The sequence below is a fragment of the uncultured Roseibium sp. genome, assembly GCF_963675095.2.
Taxonomy (GTDB): Bacteria; Pseudomonadota; Alphaproteobacteria; order Rhizobiales; family Stappiaceae; genus Roseibium.
Map to the genome: position 1 here is coordinate 48,195 of NZ_CAXXSJ010000010.1, position 19,875 is coordinate 68,069.

The window sequence follows — 19,875 nt, forward strand, 5'->3', positions numbered from 1 at the left end:
GCCGGTAATACCGGACCTCGTCACTCATCCGGCAGCGCGGACGCTGCTGCCGGACGCCCGGCGGAAACAGGGATGAACATCAGGCAGTTTATCAGTGAGGCGTACACGGAAGGGACCCGACATGGGGCCTGGCTGGATCTGCTCGCTGAAATCGGCCTCAGTTCGGATCAATCCGGTGACGGTCTCGACGGATACGCCAACGCGGTTTTGAGCGGTGCCGCCAACGGGGTCCAGGTGGCGCGCCTGACGGCGGAGTCGCAAACACTTTCGCCGCATCCGTTGCGTGGCCGGCTTCCTCTTCTGCTGCTGGTCCTCAATGACGGCGCCGTGGTCGAAACCGCCGACGCGGAAATCGCCGTCCCATCCGGAAACCTTGTCGCATTGCCTCCTTCAGGCTCGTGGCAGTTCTCCTGTCCCAATGGCGTCCGGATGGTGGCGCTTTCGGTGGCCGAGGTTTTCTTCAACGGCCGGAGGACCGGCTTTGGCGGCATCGCTGAACCGCAGGTCTTCGCCGGAACGGGGCTCGCGGCTGTCCTTCGTCGCACGTTGGAAGCGGCGGCGGAAGAAATGGACCATCTTCCGCCCGGCGAATGGGAGGCGGTCGAACACTCTCTCGCCGAACTTTATCTGACGGTGCTGGCGCAATCCGCCGGCCGAAGTGGCTCCGATGCGCAAGGGTTGGCGGCTGCCGCCCTGCTTCACAGAATTACCCGGACCATTGAGCACCGGCTGGCGGACCCGGAACTGACCGCAGCCCGCGTGGCAAGCCTCGAAGGGATCTCCGAGCGCTATCTGCAAAAGCTGTTTGAAGGTACGGGCGAGAGCTTCAGCCTCTATCTCCGCGAACGGCGCCTTCAAAGTGCTCGTGCCACGCTGATGTCTCCCGCCGATGTCCGGGTGCCTGTGGCGGAAGTTGCCTATGACTGCGGTTTCAACGATGCCGCAAATTTCAATCGCCTGTTCAAGGAGCGTTTCGGCCTGTCTCCCGGCGCCTTCCGGAAGAGGCATGCGGAAGGTCTCGATACAGGTCCGGGCGTGGAACAGCGTGGCTGGCCGGAACAGGCTTTGACCGGCAAGCGCCTGCGCTCCCCCCGGGTGATTGTCGAGGAAAACGGCACCACGCCGGTGTTTGCCGCGGCAGATGCTGTGGATGATACGGCTGACCACCACCTGTCGGTCGAGGCCTCCCGCGTTCACTGGGGCTATTTCAGCCACAAGCTGCGCCCGGTTCTGGAAGTGACATCGGGCGAAACGGTCATGGTCGAGACCCTGACACAGCATGCTTCCGACGATCCGGACCTGATGATCCGCGGCGATGCAGCGGCTGAAAACGTCTTCGACTGGACCACCGAGCACAAAACCGTCGACCGGCGCGGTGCGGGTCCGATGGATGCGTCCATCTTCGGGCGCGGAGCGGGCGAGGGATTTGGCGTGCATATCTGCACCGGGCCGATAGCGATCCGGGGGGCCGAACCGGGTGACGTCGTCGAGGTTCGCATCCTCGAAATCACCCCGCGCCCGAGCCGGAGCCCGGGCTATGAGGGACGTTTTTTCGGCAGCAGCGCGGCTGCCTGGTGGGGTTATCACTATAGTGAGTTGGTCGAGGAACCGAAGCCTCGGGAAAACATCACTCTTTACGAGATCTTCCCTGACGCCGCCGAACCCTATGCCTCGGCGCTCTATTCCTACCGCTGGGAAACGCAGACCGACCCCTTCGGCACGGAACACAAGACCTACGACTATCCCGGCGTACCCGTCTCGAAAGAGAGGATCGATCCGATTGCGCCCGTTCTGCAGGATGTGAAGATCCCGCTCCGTCCGCATTTCGGCGTCATCGCGCTCGCACCACGCGAAGCGGCGCTGGTGGACTCCGTCCCGCCTGCCTATTTCGGGGGGAACCTGGACAACTGGCGGCTCGGCAAGAATTCGGCGATCTATCTTCCGGTATCCGTGCCTGGCGGACTGCTGTCGATCGGCGATCCTCATGCCGCCCAGGGCGACGGAGAACTAGCCGGGACGGCGATCGAATGCTCGATGACCGGCACCTTCATGCTCGTGCTGCACAAGAAGGCGGATCTGGGCGGGGAGTTCTTTGCGGATCTCACCTATCCGCTCATTGAAACGCCGGACGAGTGGGTGCTGACCGGCTTCAGCCATCCCAATTACCTCGCCGAATTCGGCGCGAAGGGGCAGAGCCAGGTCTATGCCAAATCCTCGCTCGACCTGGCGATGAAAGATGCCTTCCGCAAGGCACGCCGTTTCCTCATGGCGACACAGGGACTCAGCGAGGACGAAGCGATCGCGCTCATGTCGGCGGCGGTCGATTTCGGCGTGACCCAGGTCGTGGACGGCAACTGGGGCGTTCACGCGATCATCAAGAAATCCTTGTTCAGGGAACGCAATTCAAACATCTGAATAATCTTGGAGCACCCATGCAGTTTCACATGATTGCGAACGGTCCGAAGCCGGTCGCACCTTTCAGCCATGCGGTCGAAACCGACGGCTTCGTCTTCGTCACCGGCCAGATGCCGGATACGCCCGATGCGCCGGGTGTGCTGCCGGACGGGATCGAGGCGCAGACGCGCAATGTCATGGAGAACCTGCGCACCGTGCTCGCGGGTCTTGATCTGGGTCTGGAGCATGTGGTGATGGCGCGGGTCTATCTGACCCGGTTCCAGGAAGACTACGACGCGATGAACGAGACCTACCGAAGCTTTTTCCCGGCCGATCGCCTGCCGGCACGCACCTGCGTCGGCGTCACAGGTCTTGCCTATGACGCGCTGATTGAGATCGATCTCGTCGCGCGGCGGCCCGGGTAGACATTTTATAGCGGCACCACGTCGACCTTTTGCTCGGTCGTCTGTCCGCCGGACGTGCGCATAACGCCCTTGACCGGGGAGATGTCGGAATAGTCGCGGCCGCGGGCGATGACGATGTGATCCTGGCCGACGCGCAGCGCGTTGGTCGGATCGTATTCGACCCAGCCGATTTCGATGCCGCACCACGCCCGGACCCAGGCATGCATGGCATCGGCCCCCTCCAGGCGTTCCGAGCCTTCCGGCGGGATGGTGCGCAGGAAGCCGCTGACGTAACCGGCTGGAATGCCGATGCCCCTGAGGCAGGAGATCATGATGTGGGTGAAGTCCTGGCAAACGCCGTGCCGGTTCTGAAAGGCTTCCATAGCCGTCGTCTGCACTGTCGTTGCGGTGGCGTCGAAGGTCATGTCGCGGTGAAGCGTTTCGCCGATCGTTTCCACGGCCGCGAGAATGCTCATTCCAGGATCGGTGACGCTGCGGGCATAGCCGGTGAACTCTGGATCCAGAACGATCCGGGGAGAGTGGTCCAGGAAATGGACCGGCTGATGAGCCTCCATCGACCGTATGCTGTTCAGTTCGTGCGGCAGCATGTTGAGCGGTGGCGAAATGTCGAACCCGACCGGGGCCGCTGTGCGGTCGACGCGCGCGTGAACGTGGAAGGCGATTTCCGAATGGGCGGACCGGTAGGATATGTCGGTCACGCTGTTGCCGAAAAAATCCGTCCTGTCGGTGCGCTCGTCCGGTGCCGGATCCACGTCCAGCCTACCGGCGACCAGGCGCTGTTCGCCTTGAATATCGGCAGGCAGCAGCCGCAAGGCGTGGCGCCCGGCATTCGCGGCACTTGCGTATTCATAGGTGATCGAAAGGGAAATGTCGTAAAGCACATCAGCCTCTCAGCGGATATAGGTCGTGGACAGGCCGGTGGACAGGGAGGCGATGCGCCCGCTCAGGTCATTCAGGGCCTCCGGCGTCAGCGTTTCCGGCGTCGAGACCGACAGGCTGGTGTGAACCTCCAGCATCGTCCGGGACAGTTCGGACAGTTGCCCGTACCTGTCGGCGCCCGGGAGCACTGACAGATGGTCCTTCATTTCGTTCAACTGATAGAGGATCGAGCGCGGATTCTTTGTATCCAGCGCCAAAAGGTCGAGAACAGGGGCGCTGCTGACGGACACGGTGTAGCGGCGGTTCATGGACATGGAGCTGTCACCGACTTCCAGGATCAGCTCGAGCGCCCCTTCAGGGGCGTCTTCGGCCGTGAAGACGGCCAGCAGGGTCGCCATGGCCATGGCGCGTTCCAGCGAGCGCCCGATCCCGAGGAAACGCCAACCGGTGAACCGGTACATGTTTTCGTGCACCAGGCCCGAAAACCCGGTGATCTTGCGCAGCAGAATGCCCATGGCGCGGGCCGCGTCATCGCCGGCTACGACGGTCGCGCGCATTTTTTCGGTTGTTTCGGCCAGATCGTTCAGGGCCAGCCAGCCGTCGACGGAGAAGCGGTCGCGCACCTTGCTGGCGCTGAAGACCGCGGATGTCAGCATGGCATGGAGGCTGGCAGGAACCGGTTCCAACGGATCGACACCCTGTCCCTCCAGGAAGGCGCCCGCCGCGCCGACGAGCGGTGAAGCCGGATCGTCGGTTTCCGCGAGGCGGGCATGGTAGGCGCGCAGAAGCCGGATCGTTCCTTCCGCGCGTTCCACATACCGGCCGAGCCAGAACAGGTTATCGGCCGCGCGCGACGGCAGGACACCGGGCTGGCTGCGCAGATAGGGCGCGCCCGGCTGTTGCAACAGGGTGTCGGACCGGGTTGACTGGCCGCCGACGACCCAGACATCAGCCGCGGAGCCGCCGGCCTGCATGGCGATGGCGCTGGCATCGTCCGTATTGCCGATACGGGCGAACCCGCCCGACATGACTTCCCAGCCACTGGCGGTCCGGGCCAGAAAGACCCGGAGGCTCATCGGCCGCGGCACGAGCGTGCCGTCGATATAGGCCGGTGTGGTCGACAGCGTTACCGCTTCCTGTCCGACCAGCTTATTGCCCTGTGCCGCGATCCAGTCGGCGAGGGACTGACCATCGCTGCCTGCAAAGCGTCCGCCGACCACATTGTCCGCCGACGTTTCGAACGGCAGACCCGTCGAGAGGGCGCGGCTGATCATCATCTGCCCGGCATTTTGCGTGACGTAGTCACGGGCGCTTTCGTCGCCGCACCACCACGTCGCGACATTGGGCAGCTTCAGGGGCTCGCCTTTCCAGTCCTCGCAGATCCGAGGCAGGAAGGCCAGCAGGGCTCGCGTCTCCAGGATGCCGGCGCCCAGAGCATTGATCATCGTGACACTGCCGCTGCGGACGGCTTCCACCAGCCCCGGCGTGCCGAGCTGAGACCGCTCGTCAAGTTCGAGCGGGTCGCTCCAGGCCGCGTCCAGGCGGCGCCACAGAACGTTGACCGGCCGCAGGCCGGCAACGGTCCGCACCATGAGATTGCCGTTTTCGACCGTGAGGTCTTCGCCCTCAAGCAGCATGAAGCCGAGATAGCGGGCGATATAGGCATGCTCGAAATAGGTATCGTTCATCAGCCCCGGCGTCAGGATCGCGACACGGCTGTCGGTTTCCCCCCGCAGTGCCTGTAGCTGGTCGCGGAACCTGCGAAAGAAACCGGCGAGCCGCTGAACGTTTGCCCGGGCATAGAAATCGTTGAAGACCCGGCCGGTGGCGACCCGGTTTTCCAGGGCAAAGCCCGCACCGGAGGGCGCCTGTGTCCTGTCGCCCAGCACCCACCATCTTCCGTCGGGCCCCCGGCCGATCTCGAACGCCAGGAAATGGAGGAACTTGCCTGAGCGAGGCGTGACGCCGACCAGCGGACGCAGCCATTCCGGGCTTCGCCCGACCATGCAGGCTGGCAGGAAACCTTCCGCAACCAGCCGGTTGGGGCCGTAGAGATCCGCGACCACGTCTTCCAGAAGTTCGGCGCGCTGGATCAGACCGTCCGCGATCGCCTGCCATTCATCGGCGTCGATCAGAACCGGCACATGGCTCAACGGCCATTCGCGCTCGCTCGTTTCCTGTTCGCCGTATTGGCGGAAGTAGACACCGGCATCCCGCAGATACTGATCTCCCCGGGAGAATCTCTGCGTTATGTCGCTCGCCGTCAGCTTCGACAGATGGGTGAGGAAGGACCGCCAGACCGGGCGGACCGCACCGTTGGGATCCAGAAGTTCATCGGCGACGCCCGCAGGCGGGCGGTACGCGCGCAGCAGGCCGAGCACGCCATCCGTCTTTTCCGATGCCTGGTCCAGTCCCATGTGGTCAGATTCCTGCCGGCCGTCTCAGGTCGAGCGTGAGAGGGAACTCCGGATGCGGATATTCTTCCGCGGGTTGATAGTGGCCGGGAGTGTGACCGTGCGGCTCGAAACGGGCAAGCCGCCGAGCCTGCGCTTCGTTGCCATTCACAGGAAATGTGTCGTAACTGCGTCCTCCGGGGTGGGCAACGTGATAGACGCAACCGCCGATCGCCCGTTTGCTCCACCGGTCGTAGATGTCGAAGGTGAGCGGCGCATCGACCGGATGGACCGGATGCAACGCCATGGCGGGCTGCCAGGCCTTGTAGCGCACGCCGGCAACAGCGACGCCGTTCGTCTCGGTTTTCTGCAAGGGGACGCGGCGACCGTTGCAGGTCACGATGTAGCGTGCCGGGTCGGTGGTCGTCAGCTTCACCTGCAGGCGTTCCGTGGAACTGTCGGTGTAGCGGACGGTTCCGCCGATGGCGCCGGTCTCGCCGAGCACATGCCAGGGCTCCAGCGCCTGGCGCAGTTCGAGCTGCACGCCTTCGACGTCGATTTCGCCGTAGAACGGGAAACGGAATTCCGACTGGGCGATGAACCATTCCGGCCGCATCTGGAAACCGTGCTGTTCCAGATCGCGCAGCACCTCCAGGAAGTCGTTCCAGATGAAATGGGGCAGCATGAAACGGTCGTGCAGCGCCGTGCCCCAGCGTGTCAGATGCCCGCCGAGCGGCTGCTGCCAAAGCCGTGCGACCAGGGCGCGGATCAGGAGCTGCTGGGCAAGGCTCATGCGCGGATCCGGCGGCATTTCGAAGCCGCGGAACTCGATCAGGCCGAGGCGTCCTGTGGGACCGTCCGGCGAATACATCTTGTCGATGCAGATTTCGGCGCGGTGGGTGTTACCGGTCACGTCCACGAGAAGATTGCGCAACAGGCGGTCTACCAGCCAGGGGAACGGTGCCTGGCCCTCGTTGGGCGCGTTGATCTGGGACAGGGCGATTTCCAGCTCGTAGAGACCGTCGTGCCGGGCCTCGTCCACGCGCGGCGCTTGGCTGGTCGGGCCGATGAACAGCCCTGAAAACAGGTAGGATAGGCTCGGATGGCGCTGCCAGTGCAGGATCAGGCTGCGCAACAGGTCCGGACGGCGCAGGAACGGACTGTCGAGCGGCGTCGCCCCTCCGACCACCACATGGTTGCCGCCGCCGGTACCGGTGTGCTTGCCATCGATCATGAATTTTTCGGCGCCGAGCCGGGTTTGCCGGGCCTCTTCGTAGACCGCTTCGGTGGTCGCCACGCATTCCTGCCAGTTTGAGGCCGGATGAATGTTGACCTCGATCACACCCGGGTCGGGGGCGACGCGGATGACGTTCATGCGCGGATCGGTCGGCGGTGCGTAACCCTCGATATGGACTTTCAAGCCCAATTTGGCAGCGGAGGCTTCCGCGGCTGCAACCAGTTCCAGGTAGTCCTCGATCCGTTCGACCGGAGGCATGAACACGCAGAGCCGGCCGTCGCGAGGCTCCACGCTCATTGCCGTGCGGACAGCATCTTCGCCGGGGTCTTCGGGAAGGGCCTGTTCATTTCGTGTCTGGCCGGCTTCGGATGCAGTGAATTGGGCCACCGCCTGTTCCCGGTCCGGTCTTGGACCGACCTGGTACTCCGGAAGAGGGCCGCGCGGTTCGGTCGGGTCGGCGGTGTTGATATAGGGATACTGGGATGCCGGCACGTGGGGCAGGGCCTCCAGCGGCAACCGGTATCCGACCGGACTGTCGCCGGGAACCAGGAACAGGGCGTCGCGGCGCAGTTTCCAGCGTTCGGAACGCCAGCCGGCTCCCGCCGATTTTGCTTGCCAGCGCTGGATCGGAAGAACGTAGCCGCTCGGGTGGGTCAGGCCGCGGTCGAACACCCGGGCGATGCGGTGACGGGCTTCCGCATCCTCCAGCTCCGAGTTCTTCGGCGTGACGTTGACCGGCAGGTTGGATTCCTTGACCAGCCATTCCGCCGGATCCTCGTAGGCGGGAACCACATAGTCCGGCTGGACTTCGAGCTCCTCGGCAATGCCCTTGAGCAGGGCCTCGGCCTCTTTGTCCGACGCGCCGGTCTTTTCTCCCTCGTCGGCGATCAGGTCAGCGTCCTGCCAGATCGGTTTGCCGTCGCCGCGCCAGTAGAGGGAAAAGGTCCAGCGCGGCAGGGTTTCGCCCGGATACCATTTACCTTGACCATAATGCAGGAAACCTCCCGGCGCGAACCGCCCGCGCAGCCGACGGATCAGCTTATCCGCCAGCGCGCGTTTGGTCGGGCCGACCGCGTCCGTGTTCCATTCCCCGGCTTCGAAATCGTCGATGGAGACGAATGTCGGTTCGCCGCCCATGGTAAGGCGAACGTCTTCGAATTCCAGAACCTTGTCGACCTTTTCGCCCATGGCATTGAGAGCATCCCAGGCTTCGTCGGAAAACGGCTTGGTGATCCGCGGATGCTCGGCGACGCGGGCAACCTTCATGTCGAAGGAAAAGTCCACTTCGGCCGCACTGGCCACGCCGGAGATCGGGGCGGCGTTGCGGTAATGCGGTGTGCCCGCCAGCGGAATATGGCTTTCGCCGGCAAGAAGCCCGGAGGTCGGGTCCAGTCCGATCCATCCGGCGCCGGGCAGAAAAACTTCCACCCAAGCGTGAAGGTCGGTGAAGTCGTGATCGGTCCCCGACGGCCCATCCAGGGCTTCCAGGTCCGGCTTCAGCTGGATCAGGTAACCGGAAACGAAACGGGCGGCGAAGCCGAGGTTGCGCAGAACCTGTACCAGCAGCCAACTGGAATCCCGGCATGAGCCTCTGGCGTGTTCCAGGGTTTCCTCGGGCGTCTGCACACCCGGCTCCATCCGGATGACATAGCCGACTTCATTGGCCACGCGGGCGTTCAGGCCGACGATGAAATCGACGGTTCGTGTCCGGTCCCTCGGCGTGGCGTCGAGAAAGGCCTGGAGCCTGGGGCCGACCGGCTCGGTCTTCTTGTAGATTTCAAGATCGTCCCGCAGTTCGGAAGGGTAATCGAACGGCCAGTGTTCCGCCTCTTCCTCGACGAAGAAGTCGAACGGATTGTAGACCGACATGTCCGCGACCAGATCGACCTCGATCTTGAATTCACGCACCGGTTCGGGGAACACGAAGCGGGCCTGCCAGTTGCCGTAGGGGTCTTGCTGGTGATTGACGAAATGGCCGGAAGGGCTGACTTTCAACGAATGGGACAGGACCCGTGTCCGGCTGTGCGGCGCCGGCCGAAGGCGGATGATCTGGGGCCCGAGCGTGACCGGGCGGTCGTATTTGTAATGGGTCAGATGATAGATGCTTGCGCGTATCGACATGGTCCGTCCGGTGTGACTGCTCTTCCTGCGGCAGAGGGTTCCATAAAATCCTGCAACGCACCATTTATTTTTGAGAGAAGCTGTCGAAGCACGCGCATATGAGATCAGGCAAAGACCAGGCGTGTATTCATGAATAGCTAAGCGCAGATCACCGCTTCCGGCGGAAACTCTGGCACCGATCAATGGCGCGTAGGTCAACACTACGGACGGGGCCGGGATCAATCTTTGAAGCGGAACCCCGTTATTTTGGCGGCGTAGGGGTCGTGATTGTAGGCAAGCGCTAGGACGCGCGCATTGAGAATGCTGTCACTTCTTCCTTCAGCCAATCGCGGAGGGCAGCGATCTTAGGTTCATGTTCTTCGCCCGGCCGGTGCACCAGATCGTATCCCCGCCCGGCCGGAAGACGGATCTGCGGGAACGGCTCGACCAGCCGTCCGGCGGCGATGTCCTCGGCGACCAGAACGCTTCGTCCAAGGGCAATGCCTTCGCCGCGCAGCGCCGCATCGATGGTAAGGCTGCCGTGGCTCAGGGTCGGTCCCCGGCCGCGGGCGCCGGCGACCCTTGCGGTCGCAAACCAGCGGCCCCAGTTCGGCAGCGTGCTGTCATCATGCAGGACGCGGCTTTCATTCAGCAGCGTGCACCGAAGCAAGTCCGCAGGTTCGGTAAGACCGCCCATATACGTTTGATAGTCGGGGCTGCAGACCGGACTCATGGTCTCATCGAGGATCCGCTCCGTCTCGGTGCCCGGATAGGTCCCGGTACCGTAGCGCAGGGCGGCGTCCACGCGGCCGTCGGACAGATCGACATTAATGTCGCTCACTTCGAGCCGGATATCGACATCCGGCAGGCGCGCTATAAGCCGGTGCAGTCGCGGGGCGAACCACTTGCTGGCGAAGGAGACGCTTGTGCTGATTGTCAGCTGGGGCGCGGTGTCTCGTGCGCGCAAGCGTTCCGCTTCGCGCGTCAGCTCCGCCAATGCGCGACTGACCACCTGATGCAGCACCACGCCTTCTTCGGTCAGCGCGATACGGCGCGTCATGCGCCGGAACAGGGCGACACTCAGGTCCTCCTCGAGCGTTTGGATCTGGCGGCTGATCGCACCGGGAGTCACGTTCAACTCCTGTGCAGCGAATGCCATGCTCAGAAGACGGCCAGCAGCCTCGAAGGCGCGTAGGGTCTGCAAAGGCGGTGGGCGGACAGGCATGGTGATCTCATGATTGCATTTGGCTCAATCATAACCGCTAAAGAAATCGTTTGTCAGCATGGCAGTTCACCTTCAGAAAGTGAACGGACCGCAATCGAATCTTCGCGTATCAAACATGACGATTACCACCCCGGAAACACCCACTCTCCCGCTCGCGCGCCCCATCGCCCGGCTTTCGCCGCTGAGCATCGGCGGGATGCTGCTGCTGGCGGTTTTCTGGGGTCTGTCGATCCCGATCACCAAGCTCGGTCTCGAGTCCATGCCGCCGATCTCATTCACCGCGCTGCGGTTCACCTTTGCCGTTCCCTTCCTGTTTCTCTTTGCCATTGGGCGACACCGCATCCCGCTTGCCGCCCTGCCGCATGTGGTGGCGCTCGGCGTAGTCGGGATCGGCATCGGCAATCTCTCGCAGTCTTTCGGCGTTGCGGGAGCCTCAGCTTCGGTCAGCACCATTGTCTCGGCCACGATTCCGGTTTTCATTGTCATCCTCGCGGCCCTGCGGCTCGGCCAGTCGGTCAGCCGGGTGCAGCAATTCGGGTTGGCGACGGCCTTCGCTGGCGTTGCGCTGGTGGCGCTTGGCCAGGGAAACGGTACGGGTGAGCTCGCGCAGACGACCCTGGCTGGCGTGGCCCTCGTGCTGATGTCGGCGGTGGCCATCGCCTTCTACTATGTCTGGAGCGTGGAATTATCGGCACGCCACGGCACCGTGACGGTCGTTATCTGGAGTACGCTGGCCGGGTTCTTCGCCCTCCTGCCGTTCACGGCGTGGGAAGTGGCAACCACCTCGTTCAGAGTCACACACGTGGCCTTCGCTTCGGCTCTCTATCTTGGCCTCTTCGTGTCCGCCGTCTGCCTCTTTCTCTGGCTATGGCTCTTGCGCACCGTCCCCGCCCGCGTGGCGGCGAGCGTGCAGTTCCTACAGCCGGTCTTCGGCATTGGGGCCTCAGCGGCCATGTTCGGCGACCGGATGGGCTCGCTGTTCGCGGCCGGGGTGGTGTTGGTTCTGTTGGGGGTAGGGCTGTCGATCTCCACCCGGCGCGGACACCGATAGACCATTCGTGTCCGGGCGTCAGTCTTTGGCTGCGCGCCAATGCGTCCGCGAACTAAACGGACGCCCCGCGCGACCGTTGGCGGAAGGCCTTGGGGGTTTCGGCCATACGGGCGGCGAAAAAGCGGGTGAAATAGGACGGCGAGGAGAACCTGAGCGCGTAGGCGATTTCGGAGACAGGCAGATCGGTGAAGGCCAGTCTGCGTTTCGCTTCCAGTAGGACCCTGTCCTGAATGATCTCCGCCGCGGTTTTTCCGGTGACCGCCTTCGTTACCCTCGACAGATGTGTCGGGGTCACCGACAGCATTTTCGCATACTCGGTAACTGACCGGGTTTCGGGCATATGACGGTCAAGGCAGGTCTGAAGTTGCCTGATGAGAGCGGTTCGGCGGTCGCTGACCGGTTCCTTGCCGCCGGCCTGCTGCGTCAGTCCGCGATGCAGATGGACAAGGAGCAGGAAGAACTGGGCCTCCAAGACAGCGTTTCGGACTTCATCCCGGTTTTCGTGTTCCGTTTCGATGCGTTTGGAGAGTTCCAGTGCCTCCTCGAGCAAGGCTCTATGCTTGTCGCCTGCAAGAATTTGCGGGCTCCCGATCCAGGGCGATAGCCAGGGGCCCCGTTCCGTCAGGCGCGCAACGTCTGCTGTCGGGACCGTCAGCACCCAGCCCTGCATGTCCTTGGGATAATTGAAGGCATGGGTGCACAGGGCCGGCAGCCAGACCAGAGCAGGGCCGGTCAGTGTCTGCCGTCTGGTGTCGATCAGGCCATCGACGGTGCCGGCGTCGAAAACGAATAGCTGTGCCAGGCCTTCGTGATAATGCGGTTCCACGGTCCAGTCGTGGATGTGGCTGCGCTCGGCAATCCGCTCGCAATTGAGGAAGCCGACATGGGCGGAGGCATCACCAAGCACATAGCGCTCACGGTCCAGCGTTGTCAGTGACACGGTGTGGTGCTCCGATGTTGAAAAAGTGACATTCTTTATCATGCCCGTGCATTGTCTTCCTACCCTGAAATGGTGAATTTCTTAGGACTGGAAGTTTCAGCGGTGCCTGTCTCGGTGGTCGGGCGTTGTCGAAAATTGAAATTCATTCGGGAGGGAAGCATGACCGAGATTGCGATCGCGGGTGCGGGAATAGGCGGCCTGACGGCGGCGCTTTGTCTTCATGAAAAAGGCTTCAAAGTCCGGGTGTTCGAGGCCGTGCCCGAATTGAAGCCGCTCGGTGTCGGCATCAATCTGATGCCGCATTCGTCAAGGGTCCTGCACGATCTCGGCCTGGGCGACGGACTGGATGAAATTGCCATTCGGACCCGCTGCATCGAGTACCGCACCAAATACGGTCATCTGATCCAGTCGGACCCGCGCAATGTCGAAGCCGGATTTGTCGCTCCGCAATATTCGATCCACCGGGGCGAGTTGCAGTTTCTGCTTCTTGAGACGGTGTGGGAACGCCTGGGACGCGATGCGGTGCAGGCCAACAAGCCCGTTGAAGGCTTCAGCCAGACCGGTGACAGGGTCTCGGTCCACTTTGCCGATGGCGGTAGCCACGATTGTGATCTGCTCATCGGCGCGGAAGGCCTGCGCTCCAAGGTGCGCCGGCAGTTGCATCCGGACGAAGGGCCGCTCTGTTACGAGGGGACCATGATGTTCCGCGGCGCGGTCGAAACGGATGTGATCGGCGACGGCAAGACCATGGTGATCGCCGGCAACCACGACGTTAAATTCGTGACCTATCCGATCAGCGAAAAGCTGCGCAAAAAGGGCCGGGCGCTGACCAACTGGGTGGCGGAGGTGCGCCATGACACGCCGCGGCACATCCAGGACGCCGACTGGTCCCGGGGCGCCACCATCGACTTCATCAAGGAATTCGATGATTTTCAGATGGCGGACATGAATATCGCCGAGATTCTGAAGGCCAGCAGCAACGTCACCGAGTTTCCCATGGTGGACCGCGACCCGCTGCCGTTCTGGTCCAGGGGACGCGTCAGCCTTCTGGGCGATGCCGCCCATCCGATGTATCCGATGGGGGCAAACGGCGCGACCCAGGCGATCCTCGATGCGGAGGTGCTCGCCGATGAGTTGTCGAAGAACCCCGGACCCGATGGGCTCAAGGCCTATGAGGAAATCCGTCTCCCCTTCACCGCCAATGTGGTTCTGACCAACCGCAAGGGCGGACCGGAGCAGGTGCTTGATATTGCCGATGCCCGGGTCAAGGGACCGGACGACAGGATCGAGGATCTGATCACCCGGGAGGAACTGGAACAAGTGGCCGCCAATTATCGCAACGTGTCCGGCTTCCAGAAGAAGACGGCCTGAGCCGATGTCGGTGTTCCATGCCGGATTTGATCCGTCGGGCCGACCGGTGCGTGTCCGTTTCGAGGGCGGTGCACGCCGAAACCTGGGTCCCGAACTGGACCTCCTCGGAGCCTCCCGGGCCCTGGTTCTGACCACGCCGCAACAGGTGGGGCAGGGTGAGGAGATCGCCGGGGACGCTCGGAGAGCGGGCGGTTGGCCTGTTCCCGGGCGCGATCATGCATACCCCTGTCGAGGTGACAGAAGCGGCAATGGCGGAGGTCGCCGCGCGGGAAGTCGACTGCGTGATCGCGATCGGCGGGGGATCCACGATCGGCCTTTCCAAGGCCATTGCCTATCGGACGGATCTGCCGCAGATCGTGCTGCCGACCACTTATGCGGGCTCGGAGGCGACACCTGTCCTTGGGCAGACCGAAAACGCGGTGAAGATCACGCTGAAGTCTCCCAAGGTACAGCCGGAGGTGATCGTTTATGACCCGGAACTGGTCGCAACACTGCCGCGGGCGATGACGGTGACCAGCGGCCTCAACGCGATGGCCCATGCGGTGGAAGCGCTTTATTCCCCGGAGGCCAACCGGTTGTCCGATGAACTGGCGCTTGCCGGCATCCGGGCCTTTGTCGGTGGTTTGCCAAAGGTCATGGCCAATCCGGCTGACCTCGATGCACGCGAGGAAACGCTTTTCGGCGCCTGGCTTTGCGGCACGATGCTGGCGCAGGTCAGCATGGCGTTGCATCACAAGCTTTGTCACACGCTCGGCGGTACGCTCAATCTGCCGCACGCAGAAACCCATGCAATCCTTCTGCCCCACACGACGGCGTTTAACGAGGCCGCGGTCGCCGACAGGCTCGCACCCGTCGCTGACGTGCTGAGCAGCGGAAAGGCCGGGTCCGGTCTTTATGCATTCGCTTGCTCTCTTGATGCGCCGACGGCGTTGAAGGATCTTGGTGTCAGGGAAGAAGATCTGGACGACGTCGCCGGACTTGCGGTGAAATCACCTTACGCAAACCCGCGCCCGGTTGAGGCTGGCGCGATCCGGGCATTGTTGCAGAGGGCCTGGGAAGGCGCGCCGCCGGAAGAAAATGAAGTGGGAGGAACGAAAACATGACAGAGTTTTTCACCGAAGAGGGGTCCGCTGAGACCGTGAATGCCCGCATGGGTGACAGCAGCGATCCGCGCCTGAAGGAGGTCATGGCCTGCCTCGTCAAGCATCTGCATGCCTTTGCCAAGGAGATCGACCTGACCCAGGAGGAATGGGACTTCGGTATCGACTTCCTGACCAGGGCCGGCCAGATCTGTTCAGAAGAGCGTCAGGAGTTCATCCTGCTGTCGGATGTGCTCGGCTTTTCCATGCTGGTGGACGCGATCAACAATCGCCGTCCGGTTGGGGCGACGGAGAACACGGTGTTCGGTCCTTTCCATGTGGCCGGCGCACCCGAGCGCGAAATGGGCGAGGTGATCTCGCTCGACGGCAAGGGCGAGAGCTGCCTGTTCGAGGGCCGGGTCATCGATCTCCATGGCGAACCGATCGAAGGCGCGAAGATCGATGTCTGGTGCGACAATGCCGACGGCTTCTACGACGTGCAGCAGCCGGGCATTCAGCCGAAGTGGAACAATCGGGGGATCTTCACCACCGGCAAGGACGGTTCCTACAGTTTCATCGGCATCAAGCCGGTGTCCTATCCGATTCCGGACGACGGCCCCGTCGGCAAGATGCTCTCAGCTCTCGGCCGGCATCCCTATCGCCCGGCACACATGCATTTCCTGGTCACGGCACCGGGCTTCCAGAAGCTGGTCACGCATACCTTCGTTGGTGATGATCCCTACATCACCTCAGACACGGTGTTCGGCGTCAAGCAGACCCTGGTCGCGCCGTTCGAGCACGTAAACGATGGCCGAACCATCTGGCGCTCGCCATATGATTTCGTACTCACACCCGTCGACCTCGACGGCTGAGGTTATCGAGTTTCGCCGGGATAGACCGTGGCTTTTTGTACGGTGAAGGCTTCCAGCATGTGCGGCCGTGGCTCAACGCCGATGCCCGGAAGGTCCGACGCGTGCATTTTGGATGTGGCTGAAAAGGTCACGTCGCGGTCTGCCAGGTCCTCGTCATAGAAGCGATTCGTCGGGAAGATATCGGCGGGATAGGTCATGTTGGGCAGGGTCGCGAAAGCGAGGGTCGCGTTCTGGGCGACGGCCGATTCCAGCATGCTGCCCATCCAGTTGCCGATGCCCGCGTCCTCGCACATCTGCCGGACTTCAAGGGTGGGCGTGATGCCGCCGAGGCGCCCGAGCTTCAGATTGATGATGTCGCAGGCCTGCTGCTTGATGGCATGGCGCGCGCGGTCGACGGAGACGATGGTTTCGTCCAGGCAGATCGGGGTGCCGATCTTCCGGCGCAACACCGCATGATCGAGAATATCGTCATGGCCGAGCGGCTGTTCGATCATGGCCAGATGAAACCGGTCGAGGCTACGGAACATGTCCACGTCATCGAGCGTGAAAGCACTGTTGCAATCGATATGCATCATGAGGTCGGGAAAGGTCGAGCGGACGGCGGCGACCATGTCCACATCCCATCCCGGCCGGAACTTGAGTTTGACTCGCGCCAGTCCGCTGTCGACAGCGACGCCGATCTTTTCGATCAGCCCTTCAAGGGTCGGCTCCACCGAAATGTCTCCGCCGACCAGGACCTCCGAGGTCTTGCCGCCGAGCATTTGCCAGAGCGGCGTGCCGGTTGAGCGCGCCCGCAGATCGCAAAAGGCGAGATCCAGGCCGGCCTTGGCAAACCCGTTGCCCTTCACCGGCTTCAGGAGCCTCTGCAGGTCTTTCCCGGTGGAAATGTCCTGGCCGGCAATCATCGGTGCCAGCTTCCTTTCAAGAACCAGAAAGGCACCGGCCGCCCATTCATCGCAGTAATTCGGTCCGCTGTGAGGCGCGGTTTCGCCCCAGCCGACCAGATCGCCGGAGGTGATGCGGACCAGAACGGATTCGATCGCCGTTTCGTCGCTTGCGGCGGTACGCCAGGGTTCGCGAAGCGGCATGGCCACATGGAAAAGATCAATTCTGTCGATATTCATGGGATGGATCCCCGGCTCCCGTTATTGGGCAATCAGACAGGTTATCCATGTTGTCGCTTGACTTGACCATGCTTGTGGCTGCATTTTTTCATAAATGAAACTTTTGGAGCTCCGTCGTGCCGACTTTCGATCAAGACCGACTCTTTTCCCAGCGGATCCTCGATGCCTATAACGAAATGTCCCGCGGCGAGCGCTATCTGGCGGATGTGCTTCTGGAGAATCCATTGGCGATTCTGGATCAGACGGCGACCCAGTTGTCGGAGCGCGCCGGGGTGTCCAAGGCGACGACCGCACGTTTTTTCCGTCTGCTCGGTTACCCCAGTTACAAGGCAGCTCAGGCCCAGGCGCGTGTGGAGGGGATCAGCTCCGGACAGTCCCAATACGGCTCGCGCATGCAGACCTTCAAGAGCCACAAGCCGGACCTCAGTATCCACCTGCAGAGCGAGGTCCAGAACATGGTGCGGACCCTGGAGCAGCAGCGCTCCGACCATCTCGATCAGGCGGTCCAGATCCTCGCACGTGGCGAAAAGCTTTGGGTTGTGGGGTTTGCCGACAACTATCCGCTTGCCCACTTTGCCCGTGCCCAGCTCATCCGGGTGCGGCCGGATATCCGCCTGATCCCGCTTGGAAGCTTCTCCGTGGCGGAGGAATTCGCGTCGATTTCAGCCTCCGATGCGTTCCTCGCATTCGGGGTTCTGAAGCGGATTCCGCAGTTCCGCAATGTCTTGCGTTCGGCGATCGGGGCGGGGTCGAAAGTGGTCTATGTCACCGACCAGATGTCCCGTACCGCGGAGGATATCGCGACCGTCACCTTGCGCTGCCGGACGCGCAGCACGGGGCTGTTCGATACGGTGGTTCCGGCGCTCAGCCTGATCAACTATCTCTGCTCCGCATTGGCGATCTATATCGGTGAAAGTGCGATGGAGCGGCTGAACATGATCGACGAGATTCATGCCGAATGGGACGATCTTCTGTCGGATCACATCTAAATCGAGGACAAAGTTGCGAACAAAATTCGCTTAAAAAGCTTAAAAGTAGTCATATATGAAATAAGTTGTTTCATTTTCGAAATTTTGTTGACGTGCTTTGGAATTGAAGAAAGCATTCCCGGGTGTTGGGCGTGCCGAGCGAAACGCGGTGCGCCCGGGGCGGGGGCAACACAAATCCTCGCCGCCTTCAAGACGGGGATCTGAACATGCGTAAAATGAATTCGCGAAAGCTTATGGCACTCCTGTGCGGAGTTGCTTTTATCGGCCTGAGCGCACCGGCTTCGGCCGCCGACATTGTCTGGGCCCGGTACGGGGACAGCGACACGCTCGATCCTCATGCCAGCACCACCACGCTGTCCATGCAGTCCTGGCGGCAGATCTATGACACGCTGATGGCGTTCGACGAGAGTGGCATGCCGCAGCCGAACATGGCCAAGAGCGTTGCGGTGAGCGACGACGGGCTGATGGTGACCTTCAAGCTGAACGACGGCATCATGTGTCACGACGGATCGCCGTTCGATTCCACGGATGTGAAATACACCTTCGACCGGGCGCTGTCGGATGACCATCCGAGCCTGACCAAATCCGCCTGGGGTCCCATCTCGTCGGTCGAAGCACCGGATGCGTCGACCATCGTGGTCAAGTTCGACAAGCCCTTCGGTGCCTTCGTGCCGTTCATGGCCGATCCGTTCTCCTCGATGCTCTGCGACAGCAACGAAGCGCTGGGCGCGGACTTCGGTTCCAAGGCCGCCATCGGCACCGGCCCGTGGAAGCTGGAGGAGTGGACCAAGGGCGACCGGATCGTTCTGTCAGCCAACGAGACCTACAAGAATTTCGGTCATCCGGTCGAAAACAAGGGCAAGCCCTATGCGGACGGCCTGATCATCCGGACCGTACCTGAAGCCCAGACGCGCCTCGCGGGCCTGAAGACCGGTGAACTCGATATCATCGAGCCGCCGCTGGAGGACGTGCCGAGCATCAAGGACGATCCGTCCATGACTTTGCATATCGCCGAGGCGACCGGCCAGGACGTCTTCTTCGAGTTCACGATCTCCCGGCCGCCATTCAATGACGAGCGGGTCCGTCAGGCGGTGGCCCATGCGGTCGACGTGGACATGGCGCTCGACATCGGCTTCCAGGGCCTCGTGCAGCGCGAGAAGTGTCCGATCGCGGCCGGTGTCTTCGGCAACGACCAGGACTTCTGCGCGAAGTACCTGCCGGAGTATGACCCGGAAAAGGCCAAGGCCCTGTTGGAGGAAGCCGGCTATGGTCCGGACAATCCGATCGATGTCACCATGATGACCTGGACCGGCGGCGGCCGCGAACGGATCCTGCAGATCTTCCAGAACCAGCTCGCCCAGGTCGGCATCAAGACCAATATCGAGATCATGGATATCGGCACGCTCAATGCCCGGGTGAAGCAGGAAAACGAGAAGACCGAGGGCAAGTCCACTTTCGACATGATGGGCTGGTCCTGGTACGACCCGGATATCCTCTACCAGCTGTGGCATTCGCCGGGCGCCTATTCCGGCTACAACACGCCGGAACTGGACGCCATGCTGGAAGAGATGCGTACCACCGTCGACACCGAAGCCCGGCTTGAGGTCGTGAAGAAGGTGAATGCCCTTCTCCTGGAAAAGGCGGTCCATGTTCCCCTCTACACCCCCGGCTGGATGTGGCTCTACGTGACCTCCAAGAAGGTTGAGGGATTCAAGATCGGCGCCTTCGATCAGCCGCTGCTGATGGATGTGAAGATCACCGAGTGATCTTTCCCGGCGAGGCGGCGTCCCAGGTTC

The 19,875-nt window shown here is 62.3% G+C and carries 13 protein-coding genes and 1 pseudogene; 8 read left to right on the forward strand and 6 right to left on the reverse strand.

Annotated elements, in window-relative coordinates; genetic code table 11:
* Window positions 1-72 precede the first annotated feature (72 nt).
* Both ABIN98_RS04330 and ABIN98_RS04335 read left to right on the forward strand, forming a co-directional pair.
* A complete protein-coding gene (locus ABIN98_RS04330) occupies window positions 73-2,415 on the forward strand; it encodes an acetamidase/formamidase family protein (RefSeq protein WP_346907721.1) in 2,343 nt (780 codons plus the stop codon).
* Between the two features lie 17 nt (window positions 2,416-2,432).
* Window positions 2,433-2,819 (forward strand): RidA family protein, encoded by a 387-nt coding sequence (locus ABIN98_RS04335; RefSeq protein ID WP_346907722.1) that lies wholly within the window; start codon window positions 2,433-2,435, stop codon window positions 2,817-2,819.
* A gap of 5 nt (window positions 2,820-2,824) precedes the next feature.
* On the opposite strand, the gene ABIN98_RS04340 is transcribed toward ABIN98_RS04335, so the two are convergent.
* The 4 genes from ABIN98_RS04340 to ABIN98_RS04355 form a co-directional block, all read right to left on the reverse strand.
* Window positions 2,825-3,700 carry a transglutaminase family protein gene (locus tag ABIN98_RS04340; RefSeq protein WP_346907724.1) on the reverse strand — a complete coding sequence of 292 codons (876 nt, stop codon included), beginning with the start codon at window positions 3,698-3,700 and terminating at the stop codon, window positions 2,825-2,827.
* Between the two features lie 9 nt (window positions 3,701-3,709).
* Window positions 3,710-6,115: a circularly permuted type 2 ATP-grasp protein gene (locus ABIN98_RS04345; RefSeq protein WP_346907726.1), complete on the reverse strand. Its 2,406-nt coding sequence runs from the start codon at window positions 6,113-6,115 to the stop codon at window positions 3,710-3,712.
* Window positions 6,116-6,119: 4 nt separating this feature from the next.
* A complete protein-coding gene (locus tag ABIN98_RS04350) occupies window positions 6,120-9,449 on the reverse strand; it encodes a transglutaminase family protein (protein WP_346907728.1) in 3,330 nt (1,109 codons plus the stop codon).
* Between the two features lie 280 nt (window positions 9,450-9,729).
* Window positions 9,730-10,653 carry a LysR substrate-binding domain-containing protein gene (locus ABIN98_RS04355; protein WP_346907729.1) on the reverse strand — a complete coding sequence of 308 codons (924 nt, stop codon included), beginning with the start codon at window positions 10,651-10,653 and terminating at the stop codon, window positions 9,730-9,732.
* A gap of 115 nt (window positions 10,654-10,768) precedes the next feature.
* Between ABIN98_RS04355 and ABIN98_RS04360 the strand changes: the two genes are divergently transcribed.
* Window positions 10,769-11,704 carry a DMT family transporter gene (locus ABIN98_RS04360; protein ID WP_346907731.1) on the forward strand — a complete coding sequence of 312 codons (936 nt, stop codon included), beginning with the start codon at window positions 10,769-10,771 and terminating at the stop codon, window positions 11,702-11,704.
* 52 nt (window positions 11,705-11,756) lie between these two features.
* On the opposite strand, the gene ABIN98_RS04365 is transcribed toward ABIN98_RS04360, so the two are convergent.
* Window positions 11,757-12,644 (reverse strand): AraC family transcriptional regulator, encoded by an 888-nt coding sequence (locus tag ABIN98_RS04365; protein ID WP_346907733.1) that lies wholly within the window; start codon window positions 12,642-12,644, stop codon window positions 11,757-11,759.
* Window positions 12,645-12,803: 159 nt separating this feature from the next.
* On the opposite strand from ABIN98_RS04365, the gene ABIN98_RS04370 reads away from it, so the two are divergent.
* The 3 genes and pseudogenes from ABIN98_RS04370 (at window position 12,804) to ABIN98_RS04380 (ending at window position 15,966) form a co-directional block, all read left to right on the forward strand.
* Entirely contained in the window at window positions 12,804-14,015 is a 1,212-nt protein-coding gene (locus tag ABIN98_RS04370) for a flavin-dependent oxidoreductase (RefSeq protein WP_346907735.1), read from the forward strand.
* A 4-nt stretch (window positions 14,016-14,019) separates the two neighbouring features.
* Window positions 14,020-15,118 (forward strand): annotated as a pseudogene (locus ABIN98_RS04375) (maleylacetate reductase).
* Window positions 15,115-15,966: an intradiol ring-cleavage dioxygenase gene (locus tag ABIN98_RS04380; protein ID WP_346907737.1), complete on the forward strand. Its 852-nt coding sequence runs from the start codon at window positions 15,115-15,117 to the stop codon at window positions 15,964-15,966. The pseudogene ABIN98_RS04375 and the gene ABIN98_RS04380 overlap by 4 nt, the downstream one beginning before the upstream one ends.
* Window positions 15,967-15,968: 2 nt before the next feature.
* On the opposite strand, the gene menC is transcribed toward ABIN98_RS04380, so the two are convergent.
* Window positions 15,969-17,090, reverse strand: a complete 1,122-nt coding sequence (menC, locus tag ABIN98_RS04385; protein ID WP_346907739.1) for an o-succinylbenzoate synthase — start codon at window positions 17,088-17,090, stop codon at window positions 15,969-15,971.
* A gap of 116 nt (window positions 17,091-17,206) precedes the next feature.
* On the opposite strand from menC, the gene ABIN98_RS04390 reads away from it, so the two are divergent.
* Both ABIN98_RS04390 and ABIN98_RS04395 read left to right on the forward strand, forming a co-directional pair.
* Window positions 17,207-18,079: a MurR/RpiR family transcriptional regulator gene (locus tag ABIN98_RS04390; protein WP_346907741.1), complete on the forward strand. Its 873-nt coding sequence runs from the start codon at window positions 17,207-17,209 to the stop codon at window positions 18,077-18,079.
* A 206-nt stretch (window positions 18,080-18,285) separates the two neighbouring features.
* Window positions 18,286-19,845, forward strand: coding sequence for an ABC transporter substrate-binding protein (locus ABIN98_RS04395; protein WP_346907743.1), 1,560 nt, complete (start codon window positions 18,286-18,288; stop codon window positions 19,843-19,845).
* The last annotated feature ends 30 nt before the right edge of the window (window positions 19,846-19,875 follow it).

Bases quoted from the DNA above. Each gene is read 5' to 3' on its own strand.
- ABIN98_RS04360 (WP_346907731.1), top strand. From the start codon at position 10,769: ATGACGATTACCACCCCGGAAACACCCACTCTCCCGCTCGCGCGCCCC.
- ABIN98_RS04335 (WP_346907722.1), top strand. From the start codon at position 2,433: ATGCAGTTTCACATGATTGCGAACGGTCCGAAGCCGGTCGCACCTTTC.
- ABIN98_RS04370 (WP_346907735.1), top strand. From the start codon at position 12,804: ATGACCGAGATTGCGATCGCGGGTGCGGGAATAGGCGGCCTGACGGCG.
- ABIN98_RS04330 (WP_346907721.1), top strand. From the start codon at position 73: ATGAACATCAGGCAGTTTATCAGTGAGGCGTACACGGAAGGGACCCGA.
- ABIN98_RS04350 (WP_346907728.1), bottom strand. From the start codon at position 9,449: ATGTCGATACGCGCAAGCATCTATCATCTGACCCATTACAAATACGAC.
- menC (WP_346907739.1), bottom strand. From the start codon at position 17,090: ATGAATATCGACAGAATTGATCTTTTCCATGTGGCCATGCCGCTTCGC.
- ABIN98_RS04355 (WP_346907729.1), bottom strand. From the start codon at position 10,653: ATGCCTGTCCGCCCACCGCCTTTGCAGACCCTACGCGCCTTCGAGGCT.
- ABIN98_RS04380 (WP_346907737.1), top strand. From the start codon at position 15,115: ATGACAGAGTTTTTCACCGAAGAGGGGTCCGCTGAGACCGTGAATGCC.
- ABIN98_RS04345 (WP_346907726.1), bottom strand. From the start codon at position 6,115: ATGGGACTGGACCAGGCATCGGAAAAGACGGATGGCGTGCTCGGCCTG.
- ABIN98_RS04395 (WP_346907743.1), top strand. From the start codon at position 18,286: ATGCGTAAAATGAATTCGCGAAAGCTTATGGCACTCCTGTGCGGAGTT.